The organism is Cupriavidus sp. AU9028 (genome assembly GCF_019795295.1).
Taxonomy (GTDB): Bacteria; Pseudomonadota; Gammaproteobacteria; order Burkholderiales; family Burkholderiaceae; genus Cupriavidus.
The window spans coordinates 115,867-132,760 of record NZ_JAIMCG010000005.1 but is presented as its reverse complement, the minus strand read 5'-3'; the positions used below and the strand labels follow the sequence as shown (position 1 = coordinate 132,760).

The window sequence follows — 16,894 nt, the reverse complement described above, 5'->3', positions numbered from 1 at the left end:
GGTTCTCTGACGATCAGTTCAATTCGGCGCTGGCCGACATGGCCAGCGCGCCGTCCTCGTGGCGAATCCACAGGGAGAGGGACTTGCCATCCTCGTTGCGCTTGCCGCAGATGAAGACGCGCTGCGGCACGAAGGTCGGGCGTACCCCGCGGAACGAGAAATGCGCGATGGTGGCCTGCGGCAAGTTGGCACGCACCAGGTCCACCAGCAACATGGCCTGCAGCGGGCCGTGCAGGATCAGGTCCGGATAGTGCTCGGCCTCGGTGACGTACGGTTTGTCGTAGTGGATGCGATGACCGTTGAAGGTCAGCGCGGAAAAGCGAAACAGCAGTACCGGGTCGGTCGTCACTTCCTGCACCCACTCCTCGTCGGTGGGCGCGGCGACCGGATCGGGCATCGATGCGCCCGGCACCGCGCTTTCGCGATAGACGATGTCGTGCTCTTCGGTCAAGGCCAGACCGCCGGGGCCCGAGAAGCGATGCTCGACAGTGACAAAGGCAAGCGCGCCAGTGCGGCCGGTTTTCGCCCGCACGTCAAGAATGCGCGACTCCCTCGTTGCGGTGTCGCCAATACGCAGGGGCTGGTGGAACGAGAGCCGGCCGCCCGCCCACATGCGACGGGGCAACGGTATCGGCGGCAGGAAGCCGCCACGGCTGGCGTGGCCGTCCGGGCCGAGATCCGAGCGCCGGTGCAGCGGCAGGAAATAGAGCCAGTGGCGCAGCGGCGCCAGCGGATCGCCCTTGGCCGCGGCGGGCGCCTCCTGGTCCAGGGTCGCGGCCAGGGCCTTGACCGGATAGGCCGTGATGTCGTCCTCGGCCTGCTCGGTCCTGCCGATCCACTGCTGCAATGTCGCGATGTCCATGCCGTTGATATCCATGCCACTGGTGTCCATGCCATCTTCCTGATGTGTTGGTTGTCGCTACCATGCATACGCGCTCCCGCGCCTCCAATCTGGAAGATCGGCACGCGACTTTTCGCGGGTTGGAACGCAAGGCCGCCACGCCTAGGCCGAGCCGCGCTCGCCCACCTGTTCGAGCAACGCGCGAGCGCGGGCGATGACCGGCGCATCGACCATCTCCCCATCGAGCTGAAAGGCGCCGCTCTCCACCCGCGCCTGCTCCAGTACCCGGCGCGCCCAGGCCAGCTGCGCCGGCGCCGGCCGGTAAGCGTCATTGACATGCGGCACCTGCGACGGATGGATGCACAGCTTCGCGCCGAAGCCGAGGCGGCGCCCGCGCCAACTGGCGGCGCGCAGTTCTTCCACGTCCGCGATCGCGACCGTGACGCCATCCACCGGCGCGCCGATGCCAGCGGTGCGAGAGGCGAGCACGAGCAGCGAGCGGAAGGTCAGCAGTTCAAGGTCGTCGCCCTCGATAGCCAGTTCGGTACGAAAGTCCACCGTACCGAACACCAGCCGCTGCACGCCGGGCGCCGCCGCCACTTCCGCCGCTCGGGTCATGCCGGCCGCGGTCTCGATCAGCGGCAATAGGGCCGCGCGCTCGGGCAGGCGCGCGCGGGTCTGCGCAATCTGCTCCTTCGCCTCGGCCTTGGGCAGGATCACGCCGTGCACGCCGGGATGCCGGCACACCCGCAGGTCGTCCTCGAACCAGCGGGTCTGCGTGCCGTTGACCCGGACCATGCCGCTGCCGCCGGCCGCGAGATAGTCGTCCAGCAGGGCGCGCGCGCGCTCCTTGTCGGCGGGTGCGACCGCGTCCTCCAGATCCAGGATCACCATGTCGGCGCCGCTGGCGTGCGCCTTGGCGAAGCGCTCCGGCCTGTCCGCCGGCACGAACAGATAGGAGCGGGGCAGCGTGGCGCCGGTCATCCGATCGCCCCTTCCGTCTTCAGGCGAGCGATATCGGCTTGCGCATAGCCGAGCTCGGCGAGGATCGCGGCGCCGTGCTCGCCCAGCGCCGGCACCGGGTCCATCCGCGGCGTGAATGCGTTGGAACGCCCGGGCGGGAGCAGCGCGGGAATCGGCCCGACCGGCGAGCGCACTTCGGTCCAGCGCTGGCGCGCCTCCAGTTGAGGATGTGCCCACACGTCGGCCATCTCGTTCATGCGGCCGTTGGCGATCTGCCCGCACTCCAGGCGCTCGATGACCTGTTCGACGGTCAACGACGCGAACGCGTCGGCAATGATCCGCGCAAGCGCGTCGCGATGGCGGGCGCGCATGGCGTTGCCGGCAAAGCGCTCGTCGGCGGCCAGCTCCGGCCGCTCCAGCACGACGCGGCAGAACACGTCCCACTCGCGCTCGTTCTGCAGGCCGAAGATCACCGTCTTGCCGTCGCCTGCCTGGAAGGGGCCGTAGGGATAGATGGTGGCGTGGGACGCCCCGGCTCGCGGGGGCGGCGTCGCGCCATCGTAGGCGTAGTACATCGGATAGCCCATCCATTCGACCATGCTCTCGAGCATCGACACGTCGATATGCGCGCCGCGGCCGGTCTTGCCCCGCTGCAGCAGGGCGGCCAGCACATTGCTGTAGGCGTACATGCCGGCGGCGATATCGGCGATGGAGCAACCGGCCTTGGACGGCGAGTCCTCGGTGCCGGTGATGGAGATGAAGCCCGACTCCGCCTGGATCAGCAGGTCGTAGGCCTTGCGGTCGCGGTACGGGCCGTCGTTGCCATAGCCGGAGATGTCGCAGACGATCAGCCGCGGATAGCGCTCGGACAACGCCGCATAGGACAGGCCGAGCCGGTCGGCCGCGCCGGGGGCGAGGTTCTGCACCAGCACATCGGCCTCGGCAAGGATCTTCTGCAGGATCGCCGGCGCCTCGCCATGCTTCAGGTCCAGCGCCAGGCTCTCCTTGGAACGGTTGGTCCAGGTGAAATGCGACGACATCCCCGCGACGCGGTCGTCGTAGCCGCGCGCGAAGTCGCCGCTCCCGGGCCGCTCGATCTTGATGACGCGCGCACCAAGGTCGGCGAGCTGCCGCGTGCAGAACGGCGCGGCGATCGCATGCTCGAGGGAAACCACGGTAATGCCATCAAGGGGACGCATAGAGAATCGCTTGCAGAAAGTGTGCAGGTCGCGAGGACCGTTTTCGAAACGCGGCCTCGCCTGGTAGCCGGCCGTCATCGCCGGCCTTGCGCACCAAGTGTCCCAGCCGGGCAGCACCCCGACAATCTCGATTTCACGAACCGGACGTTCGGGTCCTCCGAAACCTGCCGTCCTGCCGCAGGCCGGTGGCAGACGTAAAAAATTGTGAGATTGCGCACATGGACGCTTGTAATGAGATCGATTCTCATTTACTATGGCATCACTGCTTCGGCACCGACAGCACCGAGAACAAGGTTCCGGCTGGAGGGGCGCCGACGCAGTGGCACGGGATGATGTGCAACAGCGTGCCGACCAGATTTCTCGCGTGACGCCTTCCCGGCGTTCCGCACACCGTCTTTTGTGGGGACCGCTCCGTACCGCGGAGCGTTTGGCAGTAGCCAGCCACGACAGGGACCGGGGAAGCCACCAGACCCCGCTGAATCGGTCACCAACCTGACGTGGCAAGCAAAGCCACCTTTTTATTCCTGCGCGCTGTGCCGCCCGCCGGCACGGCGCTCTCCTCCCGGCAACGCCGGCACCATGCGCAGCCGGGCCGCCCCGGCACGCCAGCAGACGACGCACGGCGCCACGCTTCGTGCGCGTCGGGCCCGGGGCACGCTGCAATGGAGCGATCCCGATGCAACGCCTGCCAACATCCCTGAGCGAACTGAAGTCCATCCTCGTGCAAACGCTGCGTCAGCAGCCGGATTGCCGGGACTGCCGCCTGCATGCCGTCTGCGTGCATCGGCCGGACCATACCGGTTGCAACTGGAGCGCCGAGGTCGATATTCCCGGCCGCGACGCCGAGGGCGTCCGCGGGGAGTTGCGCGCGGCGCGACGCGTCATCACGCTGGTGCGCGAGCGTTACAACGTCGGAGCCTCGCTGCGCACGGCCAGCTGAGCCCCGCGCCCTACCCTCTCACCACGGCAGGCCCCGCGATCAGGACCGCTCCGGCAGCGCTGCGGCGCGAGGCGCGGCCGGCCGCAGGACCATCCAGACCGCCGCGCCAATCAGCGCGCCACCGGCGGCATGTGCCCACGACAGCGACTCGCCCAGAAACAGCGCTCCCCAGACGATGCCGAAGGGCGGGATCAGGAAGGTCACGGTCAGTGTGCGCACCGGCCCGATATCCGCCAGCAGCCGGAAGTACAGGATGTAGGCGAGCGCGGTGCACACCACGCCCAGCGCCGCCATCGCGGCCCACACCGACGGCGTCGCATCGGGCAGTGTGTTGTTCATCGACAGGGCGCCGACACTGAACGGCAGCAGGAACAGCGCCGCGCCGACCATGCTGCCGCCGGCAACCAGCCGCGCGTCCAGGCCGCCCTGCTCCGTGATCCAGCGCCGGGCCAGGAAGCCGGCCAGCCCGTAGCAGGCGGTAGCCGCCAGGCACGCCAGCGCGCCAAGCAGGACTTGACTGCTGAAGGCGACCGGCCCGGTGCGGGTGAGCACCGCCACGCCTGCCACCCCCAGCACGACGCCTCCCGCCTTTGGCAAGGTAAGCCGCTCGCCGAAGCACAGCGCGCCAATCAGCACGCCCATCAGCGGTGTCATCGCGTTGAAGACCGCCGAGTAGCCGGCGGGCAACCAGAGCGCCGCCACGGAGTACATCACGAACGGGATGCCGGAGTTGATCACGCCCAGCGCCATGGTGGCTCGCCACTTGCCCTGCATCTGCCATGACACGCGCAGCGCGGCCAGGATCGCGGCAAGAGCGAGTCCGCCGATCAGCACACGCACGAAGGCAGCGGTCAGCGGCCCCAGCACCGGCGCGCCGACGCGGATAAAGAGGAAGCTCGCGCCCCAGATGGCGGCCAGGGTGAGCAGGCGGGCAAGGTCGGACGGTTTCATGGAACAGGGACGAGAACGGGGCGGGATGGCGATTACAACGCCAGCGCCGGCGAACGGCTGGCGATTTTCGGACTTTCGCCTCGACGCATGGCGGCGGAAGCCTTATCCGGTCCGGACCTGTTGTGGCATAAAGACCACATGGTCCCCCTCCAGAAGTTGGAGGTGATCTAAAAGAGGATGACAACGGATATAGACAATCCTAAACTCTGTCCTGCGCCAGAGTTAATTGACCCCTCCGACGCATTCCCGACGAGCCGCCAGGCAACTGGCGGCTTCTTTTTTTCTCCCCCCCGGCGCCTTCTGCCTGGCGTACCCGTTTCTGCGGGCCGCCTCTTCCCAGGGAACGGCATCGCGGCTCACGTGGCGGGCATCCTGGCCACGCCGCTGCAGAAAGCAGCGAGGCGCGGCAGATCCAGGCCGCTGGCGAACAGAAAGCCCTGCACGGCGTCGCAACCCTGTTGCTGCAGAAAGGCCAGCTGCGCTTCCCGCTCGACGCCTTCGGCCACCACCTGCAGCGACAGACGGTGCGCCATCTCGATCATGCTCGCGATGACAATCCGGCTCGTCCCGACGGCATGCCGCAGTTCGTCGTCCGGTGCCGGCCGAGGACGCGGCGCCCGGGGCAATGAGGCAACGTCCTCCTCGCCATGCCCGATCCCGGCGATGAAGGATTGATCGATCTTGAGCTTGTCCACGGGCAGCCGGGCGAGGTAATGCAGGCCGGAATACCCGGTGCCGAAGTCGTCCAGGGCAATGTCGATGCCGAGTTGCCGCAATTGCTGCAGTCTCGCCACCGCCGCCGGACCGACTTCGAGACGGCATCCCTCGGTCACCTCGATGGTCAGGCAGTGGGCGGCCAGTCCGGTGCGGTGCAGCGTGTCGGTCAGCCAGCCGACGAAGCCGTCCTGCATCAGGTGCAATGGCGAGACATTGATGTTCAACGACAAGCGCAGCCCATGCCGCCGGTTCAGCGCCTGGATCTGGGCGCACGCCGTCGCCAGCACCCATTCGCCCAGCGGTACGGCCAGCCCGCGGCGCTCGGCGACGGGGATGAAGGCATGCGGGTCCATCACCCGGCCCTCCGGGGTCTCCCACGACAGCAGCGCTTCCACCCCCAGCATCTGCCGGTCGGACGTACGCAGGATCGGCTGGTAGCGCAGCGAGAGCCCGCCACCGCCCTGCAGCGCCCGATCCAGTCCAGAGGCGATGGTCTCGTCCTCGGCGTCGGCCATTGGCAAGTCGGAAGTCGGCGGGGTTGTCATGAGGCGGCGTCGCGGCGCGAAGTGGGGTGGAACAAGACACACGTGCAGTCCGCTTCCCGGGCCCGGCAAACCGCACTTTCCACGCGTCCCTCCAATATACCCCGTCGCCGTGATACCCCCGCTCGGTCTTGCGCGGCGCTGCACGCCGCGGGGCAACGGTAATCGCACAGACAATGCGGCGCAGAAGCGGCGTATCCCTCTCACTGACAGAGACTATCCAAATAGTATGTTAGGGTGACGACACAACCTCGCGATGAGGTCGTTTCCCGTTTCCAGCATGTCCTCTCGCCCACCTCGCCGGTTCAACACCGCGCCTGACGGACAGCATGGCGCCGAACGCCGCGCTGCTCGCCGCCAGAGCACCGAAGACATCGAGCCGGCACTCGATCCCGTCGCCGCCGGCAAGCGCCACGGCGAGCGCAAGTCGGTCCTGTCGCTGAAAGCCCGGATCGCCGTTCGCACCACCGCGTTCGCCGCCGTGCTGGGCGCGGGCATCGTGCTTGCGTCGCTGCACGCCGTGCACGGCGATCTGCGCGCGGCGCTTCAGGAACAGCAGGATTCGGTGGTCAAGCTGACCGCGCTGCAGATGGACACTGCCATCGAGGGACGGATGCTGTTCCTCGAACACGCCGCCCCCCGGCTGGCCGGGCAGATGGACGCCTCGCACGCCGACCTGATGGCAATCCTGCAGCAGAGCGTGCCAATTCCGCAGAGCTTCAGCCGGGTGGTGGTGGTCAACCAGCATGGCGAGCTGCTGACAAGCGGCGGCACCATCCAGGTGGCGGACCGCGCCTACTTCCGCGAGGCGGTCCGCTCCCGCCAGCCAGTCATCACGTCGCCGCTGCGCTCGCGGGAGGACGGTTCGACCGGGATCGTCTTCGCGGTGCCGATCCTGTCGAAGGACAGCAGCTTTCTCGGGCTGGTCAATGGCTGGATCGACCTCGCGGATGGCAATTTCCTGACCGAGATCGCGCATTCCCCGGTAGGGGCCACCGGCTACTACTGCCTGGTTTCCACCGGCGAGCATCCGGTCTATGTACAGCACCACGACCAGTCGCGCATCGGGCAGCCCGCCAGGGCGGTCGGCGAGACCTGCGGCGCGACGGCCAAGAGCAGCCGCTTCGAGTTCCTCACCCCGACAGAACCGGTGATCGCCCGATACCTGATGCCCAGCACCGGTTGGGAACTGGTCGGGGTGTTGCCCGCCGACGAAGCCTTCCAGCCCCTGCGCGCCATGCAGCGGCGCCTGCTTCGTCTGTCGGGGATCGCGGTCGCCATCTTTGTCGCGCTGAACTGGCTGATGGTCTGGCATCTGCTGTCGCCGCTCACGCGCCTGCGTGCAGTGGTACAGCAAAGTGTGCGCGATCCCGCTGCCTACGAGCGCCTCTCGCCTGGCCGCCGCGACGAGATCGGTGTGCTGTCCCGCGCCTTCGCCCGGCTGATGCGCGCGCTGGCCGAGCGCAGGGAACAGCTATACCGCAGTGAACAGCGGCTGCGCGCAGTCACCGACACGCTGCCGTCGCTGCTGGCCTCGGTGGACCTGCAAGGGCGCTATATCTTCAACAACCTTGCCTACGAGAAGGCGTTCGGCCTTCCCGTCGCCCAGCTGCACGGCATGACCATGCGCGAGCTGCTGGGCGACGAGCAATTCGAGCGCATCCGACCCTATCTCGAGCAGGCGTACGAGGGCAAGGTCAGCACCTTCGAGACCGAATTCGAGCAGCCCGAATACCACTGCGTCGAGACGACCTTTCGTCCGGAATGGAACGCCGAGGGCTCGCAGGTCGTCGGCGTCCATATCCATGTGCAAGACGTGACCGCTCGCCGGCTCGAGGCGAACCGCCTCGCTCGCCTGTCCCAGCTGGACCACCTGACGCAACTGCTCAATCGAAACGGTTTCGAGGCCCGTCTTGCCCAGGCCGTGCGCGACAGCGGCGAGAGCAACCGGTTGCTGGCGCTTTGCTATCTGGACCTGGACCGCTTCAAGGCCGTCAACGACTCGCACGGCCATGACGCCGGCGACCAGCTGCTGCAAATCTTTGCCCGCCGGCTGCATGGCTGCGTGCGCGAGCACGACGCGGTCTGCCGCCTCGGCGGCGACGAATTTGCCATCATCGCCGAGGACGTGGCGGGACCGGAGGTGCCGCGGCGCATTGCCGAAGCGGTCCTGCGCGCGGTCGCGGAGCCGTTCCTGATCGATGGTGCGCGGCTCGAAGTCGGCGCGAGCATCGGCATCGCGCTGGTCCGCGGCCGTGCGCTGAGCCCGCGCGATCTGACGCGCTGCGCCGATGCGCTGCTGTACCGCGCCAAGGCCCGCGGCCGGGCACGCTTCGAGATGGAGTGGGCCGAAGCGGTGATGGACAGCGGCCTGGACAAGAGCGCCTAGCCCGCGGGGGGCGATGCCGCCCCAAGCCCCGCCGCCTGGCAGGGACATCCGCCCCGAGCATGCGCCGGCGCACCGCCCGGCGTATTCTTGTGAACTTGCCGATCTGTCCGGTGGCGCCTGCCCCCTGGCGCGGTACGCCGGACGCAACCTCTGGAGCTTGCCATGCCTGACACCCAGCCTGACACCGCGACCCGCATCGAGAAAGACAGCCTGGGGGAAGTCCCGGTCCCCGCCGATCACCTGTGGGGCGCGCAGACCGAGCGGTCCCGGCAGAACTTCCGCATCGGCAGCGAAAAGATGCCGCCCGGGCTGATCGAAGCCTTCGCGGTGCTCAAGCTGTGCGCGGCCCGTGCCAATCGGGAGCTGAAGGTGCTGGACGAGCGGATCGCAGGCGCCATCGAGCAGGCCGCGCAGGAGATCATCGAGGGCCGCTGGCCGCAGGAGTTTCCGCTGTCGGTCTGGCAGACCGGCTCGGGCACGCAGACCAACATGAACCTGAACGAGGTGATCGCCAACCGCGCCATCCAGATGCTGGGCGGCACCGTCGGCAGCAAGACGCCGGTTCATCCGAACGATCACGTCAACGCCAGCCAGTCCTCCAACGACAGCTTCCCCACCGCGATGCATATCGCCGCCGCGCGCGCCGTGCAGCGCGAACTGCTGCCCGCGCTGGAGACGCTGCAGAAGGCGCTGGGTGCCAAGGTCGAGGAGTTCGCCGATATCGTCAAGGTGGGCCGCACCCACCTGCAGGATGCGGTACCGCTGACGCTGGGCCAGGAGTTTTCCGGCTACCAGGCACAGGTGGCCCATGCCCAGGTCCGGGTACAGCAGGCCGTGCTGCGCGCCATGCCCGTACCCCAGGGCGGCACTGCGGTCGGCACCGGGCTGAACGCCCCGGCCGGCTTTGCCACCGCCTTCGCACGGGCGCTGGCCGACTACACCGGGCTGCCCTTCGAGCCGGCGCCGAACCGCTATGCGTTGCAGGCCGCGCACGACGCGCTGGCCGACCTGTCCGGCGCGCTGAACACCACCGCCTCGTCGTTCCTGAAGATCGCCCGCGACTTCATGCTGCTCGGCTCGGGCCCGCGCGCCGGCTTTGCCGAGCTGCAACTGCCGGCCAACGAACCGGGATCGTCGATCATGCCGGGCAAGGTCAACCCGACCCAGGCCGAAGCGCTCGCCATGGTGTGCTGCCGGGTGATCGGCAACCATACCGCCATCACGCTCGCCAATGGCCTGGGCACGCTCGAGCTCAATGCCTACAAACCGGTGATCGCCTACAGCCTGCTGCAATCGGTGACCCTGCTGGCCGACGCCTCCGCCAGCTTCGCCGAGCATATGGTGGCGGGCGTGCAGGCCGATCGGGACCGCATCGCCGAACTGCTGGAGCGCTCGCTGATGCCGGTCACCGCACTCAATCCCCATATCGGCTACGACAAGGCCGCCGAGATCGCCAAGCTGGCGGTTCGCCGCAACCTCTCGCTGCGTGAGGCCTCGATCGAATCGGGACACCTGACCGAGGAGCAGTTTGCGCAGTGGATCGACCTGCGGGGGATGACGCGGGAGATCTAGCGGGGACTGGATTGGCACGGCCGGCGGGGACGGCGCGTACCCGTTTCTGCGGGCAGTCCATCGTTTGCGTACCCGTTTCTGCGTGACGGAGGCGGGACAGGGTTGGGCATAGGCGTACCCGTTTCTGCGTGCGGGATTGGTGGGTTCTCGCGTGGCTGCCCTCTCCCCCGGCCCCTCTCCCGCCCCGCGGGAGAGGGGAGCAAACCACCAGGGTGATGACCACCGCCGGTCTTTTCCCCTCGCCCGCCTGGGGGAGAGGGGCCGGCGGAGAGGGGCCGGGGGAGAGGGCACTCCAGCCCCCGCCATCCCAAAATCCGGACACTGCCTCTGCCAGGCGTACCCGTTTCTGCGTACGCCCCAACGCCGCAACCGCACGCGCCGCGCACCCCTACAATGTCACCCACGGTCGCACACCGACCCTGAACAACGTTCCTGCCTCTGACCAGGCCCGGCCATACCGGCCTCGCTGTTTCCTACCGCACCATGACGCCCAAGCTGCTGATCCTCAATCCCGTCTCCGAACCCCACCTCGCCCAGATTGCCGAGCATTACGACGTGCTGTACGCGCCCGACGACGCGCAACGCGCCGCGCGCATCGCGTCCGACGGCGCCGCCATTCGCGCCGTGCTGACCATCGGCAGCATCGGCCTGACCGCGGCGGAAATGGACGCGATGCCGGCGCTCGAACTGGTGTGCGCGCTGGGCGCCGGGTACGAGAATATCGACGTGCAGCATGCGCGCGCGCGCGGCATCGTCGTCGCCAATGGCGCGGGCACCAACGACAGCGCCGTGGCCGATCACGCGATGGCGCTGCTGCTCGGCGCCGTGCGCGCGCTGCCGGATCTGGACCGCGCCACCCGCGCGGGCCAGTGGCGCACCGCGCTGCCGCTGCGCCCGGGCATCGCCGGCAAGCGCCTCGGCGTGCTGGGTCTTGGCACGATCGGCCGGCGCATCGCGGCGCGCGCGGCGGCCTTCGACCTGGAGATCGGCTATCACAGCCGCAGTGCCCGCACCGATGTGTCGTATCGCTACTTCGAGGACGCCCTGTCGCTTGCACAGTGGAGCGACTTCCTGATCGTCGCCACGCCGGGCGGCGCCGGTACCCGCCATATGGTCGATGCCGCAGTGCTGGCGGCGCTGGGACCGCAGGGCTTCATCGTCAATATCGCGCGCGGCAGCGTGATCGACACCGCGGCGCTCGCGGTGGCGCTGCGCACCGGTGCGATCGGCGGTGCCGGCCTGGATGTCTACGAATCGGAACCGGCCCCGCCGCTGGAACTGCTTGACTGCCCCAACCTCGTGCTGACGCCGCATGTCGCCGGCTGGTCTCCCGAGGCCATCGATGCGACGGTGCGGCTGTTCCTGGAGAACGCACGCCGTCACTTCGCCGGCGAGCCGGTGCAAACCCCGGTCGGCTAGGCCGCCTCGTCCGCAGAAACGGGTACGCTCGCGGCAGGAAAGACGATGCGCACGCGCAAACCGGGCGCATTGTCTTCCAGTGAAATGGCGGCGCCATGCGCCTGCGCAATCTCGGCGACGATGGCCAGCCCCAGGCCGCTGCCGCCACTGGGCGCATCGGGCGGGCGATAGAAGCGGTCCAGCACGCGCTCGCGCTGGTCCGCCGGAATGCCGGGCCCATTGTCCGCGACGGTCAGCACCACGCCAGGCCCCTGCCCCTGGCCGTGCCGCGAGCCGACATCAGCAAACCCGAGCCGGACATCCACCCTCGCGCCAGACGCTGTGTAGCGCAGCGCGTTGTCGATCAGGTTCGTCAGCAGGATGCGCAGGGCGTCGCCATCTCCCCGCACCAGATAGACGCCCTCGGCACGATCGCTGCCGGGCGGCACCGCCGCTTCCAGTCCGAGGTCGATGCCCGCGTCCAGCGCCGCCTGGCTCATCTCGGCCACGGTCGCCGCGCACAGCGGCTGCAGATCCAACACCCGTTGCGCCACGGGCGCCGCGTTTGGCTCCTGCCGCGCCAGCGTCAGCAATTGCGCGACCAGATGGGTCAGGCGCTCCAGCCCCTCGCGCAGGCGGCCCAGCGCCTCGCGCCGCGCCGGCTCCGAGTCGGCGCGCTCCACCAGTTGCGCCTGCAATTGCAGCGCCGTCAGCGGGGTCCGCAGGGCATGGGCGGCGTCGGCGACGAAGCCGCGCTGCGTTTCGATGGCCTTTGCCAGCCGCGCCAGCAGCTTGTCCAGCGCCTCCGTCAGCGGCGCGATCTCCTCGGGCATGCGGCGCAATGCCAGCGGCGCGAGCGCATTGGCGTCGCGCTCGCCGACCTGCCGGGCGATTTCGCGCAGCGGCCGCAGTCCTCGCCCGACCGCGATCCATACCAGCCAGCCAAGCAGCGGCAGCAGCAGAAGCAGTGGCGCCACGGTGCGCAGCGCCATGCGTGCCGCCACCTCGCTGCGGGCGCTCAACGGTTGCGCGATCTGCACCACCGCCGGGCCCAGCTGTACGCTATAGATGCGGAATTCGCCGTGGTCCGTCGTCACATTGGAAAAGCCCAGCTCCGCGCGCGGCGGCAGCGCCGGGCGCGAGTGCGACAGATAGAGGCTGCGCCCGTTGCCATCCCAGATATGGATGACCACCTCCTCGCCGGAGCCAAACAGCGAATCGCGCCCCGGGTCCAGCGCGGTGCCGGGAGGCGGCAGCGGCGGCAGCATCGGTCCGCTGAACTGGCTGGGCAAGGCGGCGGCCATCTGCTTCATCTGGTAATCGAACAGGGCGTTGGCTTCCTGGCGCGCCTGGCCGTAGATCAGGGCCGTTGCCACCGCGATGCCGGCCAGCAGGCCGAGCGCCAGCCACCACAGCAGCGTTCGCTGGATCGAACGCATCACGCCCGGCCCTCCTCGTCACCGGTGTCACCTGCGCCGCCCGCACCGTCCAGGCGCGGGCACACATAGCCGACCCCGCGGATATTGCGGATCAGGCCCGAGCCGAGCTTCTTGCGCAGGCCGTGCACGTAGACCTCGACGGTATTGCTGCCCACCTCGTCATCCCAGCCATACAGCTTCTCCTGCAACTGCGCGACCGACCAGACCTGCCCGGGCCGCGACAGCAGCGCGGCCAGCAGTGCGTACTCGCGGGCCGACAGCCGCACCGGCTGACCGTCCAGCGTGACATCTCGGGTGGCGGGATTCAGGCATACCGCGCCATAGCGCACCAGTGGCTCGGCCCGGCCTTGCGCACGACGGGCCAGCGCGTGGATGCGTGCAATGAGTTCCTGCAGATCGAAGGGCTTGACCAGGTAATCGTCCGCGCCGGCGTTCAGCCCGGCGACGCGGTCGGACACCGCATCGCGCGCGGTCAGGATCAGCACCGGCGTACGGCTGCCACCTCCGCGCAGGCCCGCCAGCACGTCCAGCCCCGAGCGCCGCGGCAGCCCCAGGTCCAGCAGCACGATGTCGTGCTCCGGCATCCGGGCAGCCGCCAGGCCCGCCTCGCCGTCCCGTACCCAGTCCACGGCGAAGTTCTCCTGGCGCAGCCCCAGGCGCACCGACTCGCCGATCATGGCGTCATCCTCGATCAGCAGAACGCGCATCGCCACTCCTTGCTGCGCGGGCGTGCCGCCTCACGCATCGCCAATTGCCTCGTGCAGCGCATGGGCCAGCCCCGGCAGCGCGGGGTGGCTGGCCGTGATGACATGCACCGGCACCGGTTCCAGATACTCGCGCATGCGGCCCTTGTCGACGAAGCGCTGCGCGAAGGAGGACGCCCGCACTGCGTCGACATAGCGCGGCACGATGCCGCCCCCGATATAGACGCCGCCGCGCGCGCCCAGCACCAGGGCAAGATTGCCCGCCATGCTGCCGAGCAGTCCGCAGAACGCTTCGAACGCGCGCCTGCACACGGGATCGCCGCCGCGCACCGCGCCTTCGGCCACCTCGGCAGGACTGAGCCGGGCGGACGTGGGCGTATCCGCTTGCGTACCCATTTCTGCGAGGAGCGCGGCGTGGATGCAGGTCAGCCCCGCACCTGACAGCAGCCGCTCCGCGGAGACACGGCCATGCTCGCGCCGGGCCGCGCGCCATGCCAGCCACTCGTCGTCGGTCTGCGGCATCAGCTCGATATGTCCGCCCTCGCCTGCCAGCGCGATGGGCGCCGCGCCGCCCCGGCCGGGCACCAGTCCCGATACGCCCAATCCCGTGCCGGGACCGAGCAGTGCCAGCGGCGCACCGTGGATGGCCTGCCCTTCGCGCAGCGGCGCCAGTTCATCGGTCCGCAGGTAGGGCAGCGCCAGCGCCAGCGAGGTGAAGTCGTTGAGCGCGAGCAGCGTGCGCAGGCCGAGCGATTGCCGCATGCCTTCGATCGAGAAGGCCCAGGCGTGGTTGGTCAGCTTGACGTGATCGCCCGTAACGGGGTTGGCAAGCCCGATCGCGGCATGGCGCGGTGCCGGTCCGGGAAGCTGCGACAGGTAGTGCCGCATCGCGTCTTCCAGCGAGGGGAAGTCGGCCACCTTCAGTGCCGTCACGTCGCCGAACTGTGCTGGTCCGTGCTGCAGGGCGAAGCGGACATTGGTGCCGCCGACATCGGCGAGCAGGCGGGGATAGTCTGTCATCGATCGGATCTGGAGCGTGTCAGCGGGTTGTCAGGCGCTATAGACATCAAAGCCGTGCCGGTGCCGGCCGGCGATCAGCCCGACTGGCAGCGCGGGCGTGGGCGTCGCGATGGCCTGCTCGAACACGGCCGCCTTGGCCGGGCCGGCAAAGGCCAGGAATACCCGTTCCGTGGCCAGCAGCGCAGCCAGGTTCAGCGTGACGCGCGCATGGGGCGCCTGCCCGGGGTGGGTCACCAGGTACCCGGGCGCCGCTTGCGCCAGCGCGTCGCCCAGCTCGGGCGCGTCGGCGAACAGCGAGGCGGTATGACCGTCCTCGCCCATGCCCAGCACGGCGACATCCGCCTGCCGGTAGCCGCTGGCCAGCCGGCGCAGCGCCTGCTCGGGTGCCGCCGCCTCCTGCGCGTCCTGGATCAGCGGCACGAAACCCGCCGCCGCCGCGGCGTCGCGCAGCAGATGCTCGCGCACCAGCCGCGCGTTGCTGTCCTCGTGCTCCGGCGGCACCACGCGCTCGTCGACCAGCGTCACCGTAATGGCATCCCATCGCAGCGGCCGATAGCGCAGCCGCTCGAACATCGGGATCGGCGAGCGTCCGCCGGAGACCGCCAGCACCGCGCTGCCGCGCTCGGCCAACAGCGTGTCCAGGGCATGGGCAACGGCCGTCGCCAGGGCCTCGGCCTGGTCGATTGCCGTGGGATATTCGAAGCGTCGCATCGGCAAACTCACTTGGACGGATGGAGAGGGCAGGCCCTCGCTAGATCTCCTCGTACCACAGCGCATCGTCGCGCGAGAGCAGCGCGGTCGATGCCGCGGGGCCCCATGTTCCCGCAGTGTACGGCCTGGGAGACCCGCCCTCGGCCCAGGTATCGAGGATCGGCTCGACCCAGCGCCAGGCCTGCGCCTGCTCGTCGCGGCGCACGAACAGCCCCAGCTTGCCGCGGATCACGTCAAGCAGCAGCCGTTCATAGGCACCCGCACGGCGGCCCTTGAACGAGTTGCCGAAGTCCAGGTCGAGCGAGGTCGGCGTCAGCGCCACGGTGTCGCCCGGCTGCTTGACGAGGAAATACAGCCGGATGCTCTCCTCGGGCTGCAGCCGGATCACCAGCCGGTTCTGCGGCATCACCGTGACGGGGCGCGGAAAGATCGCGTGCGGCACGTCGCGGAAGTGGATCACGATCTCGGCCACGCGCGACTGCATCCGCTTGCCGGTGCGCAGGTAGAAGGGCACGCCGGCCCAGCGCCAGTTGGCGATCTCGGCCTTGATGGCGACGAAGGTCTCGGTGCGGCTGTCCGGGGCGATGCCCTTCTCCTCCAGATAACCCGGCACCGGCTGGCCGCCCACCGCGCCGGCGCGATACTGTCCACGCACGGTCTTTTCCGCGACTTCCTGTGGCGTGATCGGCTTGAGCGCCTTCAGGATCTTGATCTTCTCGTCCCGGATCGCGTCCTCGGACAAGCTGGCCGGCGGCTCCATCGCGACCATGCACAGCAGTTGCAGCAGGTGGTTCTGCACCATGTCGCGCAGCGCGCCGGTGCGGTCGTAGAAGTCGCCGCGCGACTCCACGCCCAGCTCCTCCGCAATGGTGATCTGCACGTCCTGGACCCACTCGCGGCGCCACAGGGGCTCGAACAGCGCATTGCCGAAGCGGATCGCCATCAGGTTCTGCACCGACTCCTTGCCCAGGTAGTGATCGATGCGGTAGATCTGCTCCTCGCCGAAATAGCGCGCCACCGCGGAGTTGATCGCATCGGACGACTCCAGGTCGTGCCCCAGCGGTTTCTCCAGCACGATGCGCACGTTCGGATGGTTCAGTCCGGTGCGCGCCAGTTGTTCGCAGATGGGGACGAAGATATGCGGCGCGGTGGCCAGGTAGCAGACCAGCACCTCGGGGGAGCGGGCATGCACTCGCTCGGCAAGCACGTCGAAGTGAGCCGGCACATTCGCGTCGGCCTGCACGTAGCTGATGCGCGAAATGAACTCGGCCCACGACTGCGGCGTCGCCCCTTCCGCCCGCGCCCGCGTGCCTTGCTCCAGCGAGGCCACATAGTCCTCGGTGGACATCGGATGGCTACCCGTCGCGATGATGCGCGCCGCGGGATGCAACTGCCCGGCGCGATGGGCGTCGAACAAGGCCGGAAGCAGCTTGCGTCGGGCCAGGTCACCGGTGCCGCCGAACAGCACCATGTCGAAATCGGGCATGCTCACCCTGCACTCCTTGTTT

General features: G+C 68.8%; 14 protein-coding genes. 4 read left to right on the top strand and 10 right to left on the bottom strand.

Translation table 11 applies throughout. The features are described 5' to 3' along the window. Nucleotides 1-13: 13 nt before the first annotated feature. The 3 genes from K6V06_RS07795 to K6V06_RS07785 form a co-directional block, all read right to left on the bottom strand. Nucleotides 14-892, bottom strand: coding sequence for a MaoC family dehydratase N-terminal domain-containing protein (locus K6V06_RS07795; protein ID WP_255581688.1), 879 nt, complete (start codon nucleotides 890-892; stop codon nucleotides 14-16). A gap of 111 nt (nucleotides 893-1,003) precedes the next feature. Continuing rightward, nucleotides 1,004-1,825 (bottom strand): CoA ester lyase, encoded by an 822-nt coding sequence (locus K6V06_RS07790; RefSeq protein WP_222241797.1) that lies wholly within the window; start codon nucleotides 1,823-1,825, stop codon nucleotides 1,004-1,006. Continuing rightward, entirely contained in the window at nucleotides 1,822-3,003 is a 1,182-nt protein-coding gene (locus K6V06_RS07785) for a CaiB/BaiF CoA-transferase family protein (protein ID WP_222241795.1), read from the bottom strand. Before K6V06_RS07785 ends, K6V06_RS07790 begins: the two co-directional genes overlap by 4 nt. Before the next feature lie 676 nt (nucleotides 3,004-3,679). Between K6V06_RS07785 and K6V06_RS07780 the strand changes: the two genes are divergently transcribed. After that, entirely contained in the window at nucleotides 3,680-3,943 is a 264-nt protein-coding gene (locus tag K6V06_RS07780; protein ID WP_222241793.1) for a hypothetical protein, read from the top strand. A gap of 39 nt (nucleotides 3,944-3,982) precedes the next feature. Here K6V06_RS07780 and K6V06_RS07775 read toward each other — a convergent pair whose 3' ends face one another. Together K6V06_RS07775 and K6V06_RS07770 are read right to left on the bottom strand one after the other, a co-directional pair. Beyond that, the gene (locus K6V06_RS07775; RefSeq protein WP_222241791.1) at nucleotides 3,983-4,894 is read right to left on the bottom strand and encodes a DMT family transporter; all 912 of its coding nucleotides are present in this window, start codon (nucleotides 4,892-4,894) and stop codon (nucleotides 3,983-3,985) included. Nucleotides 4,895-5,250: 356 nt separating this feature from the next. Next, the gene (locus K6V06_RS07770) at nucleotides 5,251-6,126 is read right to left on the bottom strand and encodes an EAL domain-containing protein (RefSeq protein ID WP_222241789.1); all 876 of its coding nucleotides are present in this window, start codon (nucleotides 6,124-6,126) and stop codon (nucleotides 5,251-5,253) included. A 307-nt stretch (nucleotides 6,127-6,433) separates the two neighbouring features. On the opposite strand from K6V06_RS07770, the gene K6V06_RS07765 reads away from it, so the two are divergent. From K6V06_RS07765 to K6V06_RS07755, 3 genes are all read left to right on the top strand, one after another. Then, entirely contained in the window at nucleotides 6,434-8,542 is a 2,109-nt protein-coding gene (locus K6V06_RS07765) for a diguanylate cyclase domain-containing protein (RefSeq protein ID WP_222241787.1), read from the top strand. Nucleotides 8,543-8,704: 162 nt separating this feature from the next. Beyond that, entirely contained in the window at nucleotides 8,705-10,114 is a 1,410-nt protein-coding gene (gene fumC, locus K6V06_RS07760) for a class II fumarate hydratase (RefSeq protein WP_222241777.1), read from the top strand. Nucleotides 10,115-10,597: 483 nt separating this feature from the next. Beyond that, nucleotides 10,598-11,533, top strand: coding sequence for a 2-hydroxyacid dehydrogenase (locus K6V06_RS07755; RefSeq protein WP_222241775.1), 936 nt, complete (start codon nucleotides 10,598-10,600; stop codon nucleotides 11,531-11,533). Here the strand turns inward: K6V06_RS07755 and K6V06_RS07750 are convergent. The 5 genes from K6V06_RS07750 to zwf are packed head-to-tail and all read right to left on the bottom strand — an operon-like array spanning nucleotide 11,530 to nucleotide 16,872. Then, nucleotides 11,530-12,951: a HAMP domain-containing sensor histidine kinase gene (locus K6V06_RS07750; protein WP_222242020.1), complete on the bottom strand. Its 1,422-nt coding sequence runs from the start codon at nucleotides 12,949-12,951 to the stop codon at nucleotides 11,530-11,532. The genes K6V06_RS07755 and K6V06_RS07750 overlap by 4 nt on opposite strands. Next, nucleotides 12,951-13,658, bottom strand: coding sequence for a response regulator transcription factor (locus K6V06_RS07745; protein WP_222241773.1), 708 nt, complete (start codon nucleotides 13,656-13,658; stop codon nucleotides 12,951-12,953). Before K6V06_RS07745 ends, K6V06_RS07750 begins: the two co-directional genes overlap by 1 nt. Nucleotides 13,659-13,688: 30 nt before the next feature. Next, a complete protein-coding gene (locus tag K6V06_RS07740) occupies nucleotides 13,689-14,675 on the bottom strand; it encodes a glucokinase (protein WP_222241771.1) in 987 nt (328 codons plus the stop codon). A 30-nt stretch (nucleotides 14,676-14,705) separates the two neighbouring features. Next, a complete protein-coding gene (gene pgl / locus K6V06_RS07735; protein ID WP_222241769.1) occupies nucleotides 14,706-15,386 on the bottom strand; it encodes a 6-phosphogluconolactonase in 681 nt (226 codons plus the stop codon). A gap of 40 nt (nucleotides 15,387-15,426) precedes the next feature. Next, nucleotides 15,427-16,872 carry a glucose-6-phosphate dehydrogenase gene (zwf, locus tag K6V06_RS07730; RefSeq protein ID WP_222242018.1) on the bottom strand — a complete coding sequence of 482 codons (1,446 nt, stop codon included), beginning with the start codon at nucleotides 16,870-16,872 and terminating at the stop codon, nucleotides 15,427-15,429. Between the last annotated feature and the right edge of the window lie 22 nt (nucleotides 16,873-16,894).

Bases quoted from the DNA above. Each gene is read 5' to 3' on its own strand.
- K6V06_RS07795 (WP_255581688.1), bottom strand. From the start codon at position 892: ATGGACACCAGTGGCATGGATATCAACGGCATGGACATCGCGACATTG.
- K6V06_RS07790 (WP_222241797.1), bottom strand. From the start codon at position 1,825: ATGACCGGCGCCACGCTGCCCCGCTCCTATCTGTTCGTGCCGGCGGAC.
- K6V06_RS07785 (WP_222241795.1), bottom strand. From the start codon at position 3,003: ATGCGTCCCCTTGATGGCATTACCGTGGTTTCCCTCGAGCATGCGATC.
- K6V06_RS07780 (WP_222241793.1), top strand. From the start codon at position 3,680: ATGCAACGCCTGCCAACATCCCTGAGCGAACTGAAGTCCATCCTCGTG.
- K6V06_RS07775 (WP_222241791.1), bottom strand. From the start codon at position 4,894: ATGAAACCGTCCGACCTTGCCCGCCTGCTCACCCTGGCCGCCATCTGG.
- K6V06_RS07770 (WP_222241789.1), bottom strand. From the start codon at position 6,126: ATGGCCGACGCCGAGGACGAGACCATCGCCTCTGGACTGGATCGGGCG.
- K6V06_RS07765 (WP_222241787.1), top strand. From the start codon at position 6,434: ATGTCCTCTCGCCCACCTCGCCGGTTCAACACCGCGCCTGACGGACAG.
- fumC (WP_222241777.1), top strand. From the start codon at position 8,705: ATGCCTGACACCCAGCCTGACACCGCGACCCGCATCGAGAAAGACAGC.
- K6V06_RS07755 (WP_222241775.1), top strand. From the start codon at position 10,598: ATGACGCCCAAGCTGCTGATCCTCAATCCCGTCTCCGAACCCCACCTC.
- K6V06_RS07750 (WP_222242020.1), bottom strand. From the start codon at position 12,951: ATGCGTTCGATCCAGCGAACGCTGCTGTGGTGGCTGGCGCTCGGCCTG.
- K6V06_RS07745 (WP_222241773.1), bottom strand. From the start codon at position 13,658: ATGCGCGTTCTGCTGATCGAGGATGACGCCATGATCGGCGAGTCGGTG.
- K6V06_RS07740 (WP_222241771.1), bottom strand. From the start codon at position 14,675: ATGACAGACTATCCCCGCCTGCTCGCCGATGTCGGCGGCACCAATGTC.
- pgl (WP_222241769.1), bottom strand. From the start codon at position 15,386: ATGCGACGCTTCGAATATCCCACGGCAATCGACCAGGCCGAGGCCCTG.
- zwf (WP_222242018.1), bottom strand. From the start codon at position 16,872: ATGCCCGATTTCGACATGGTGCTGTTCGGCGGCACCGGTGACCTGGCC.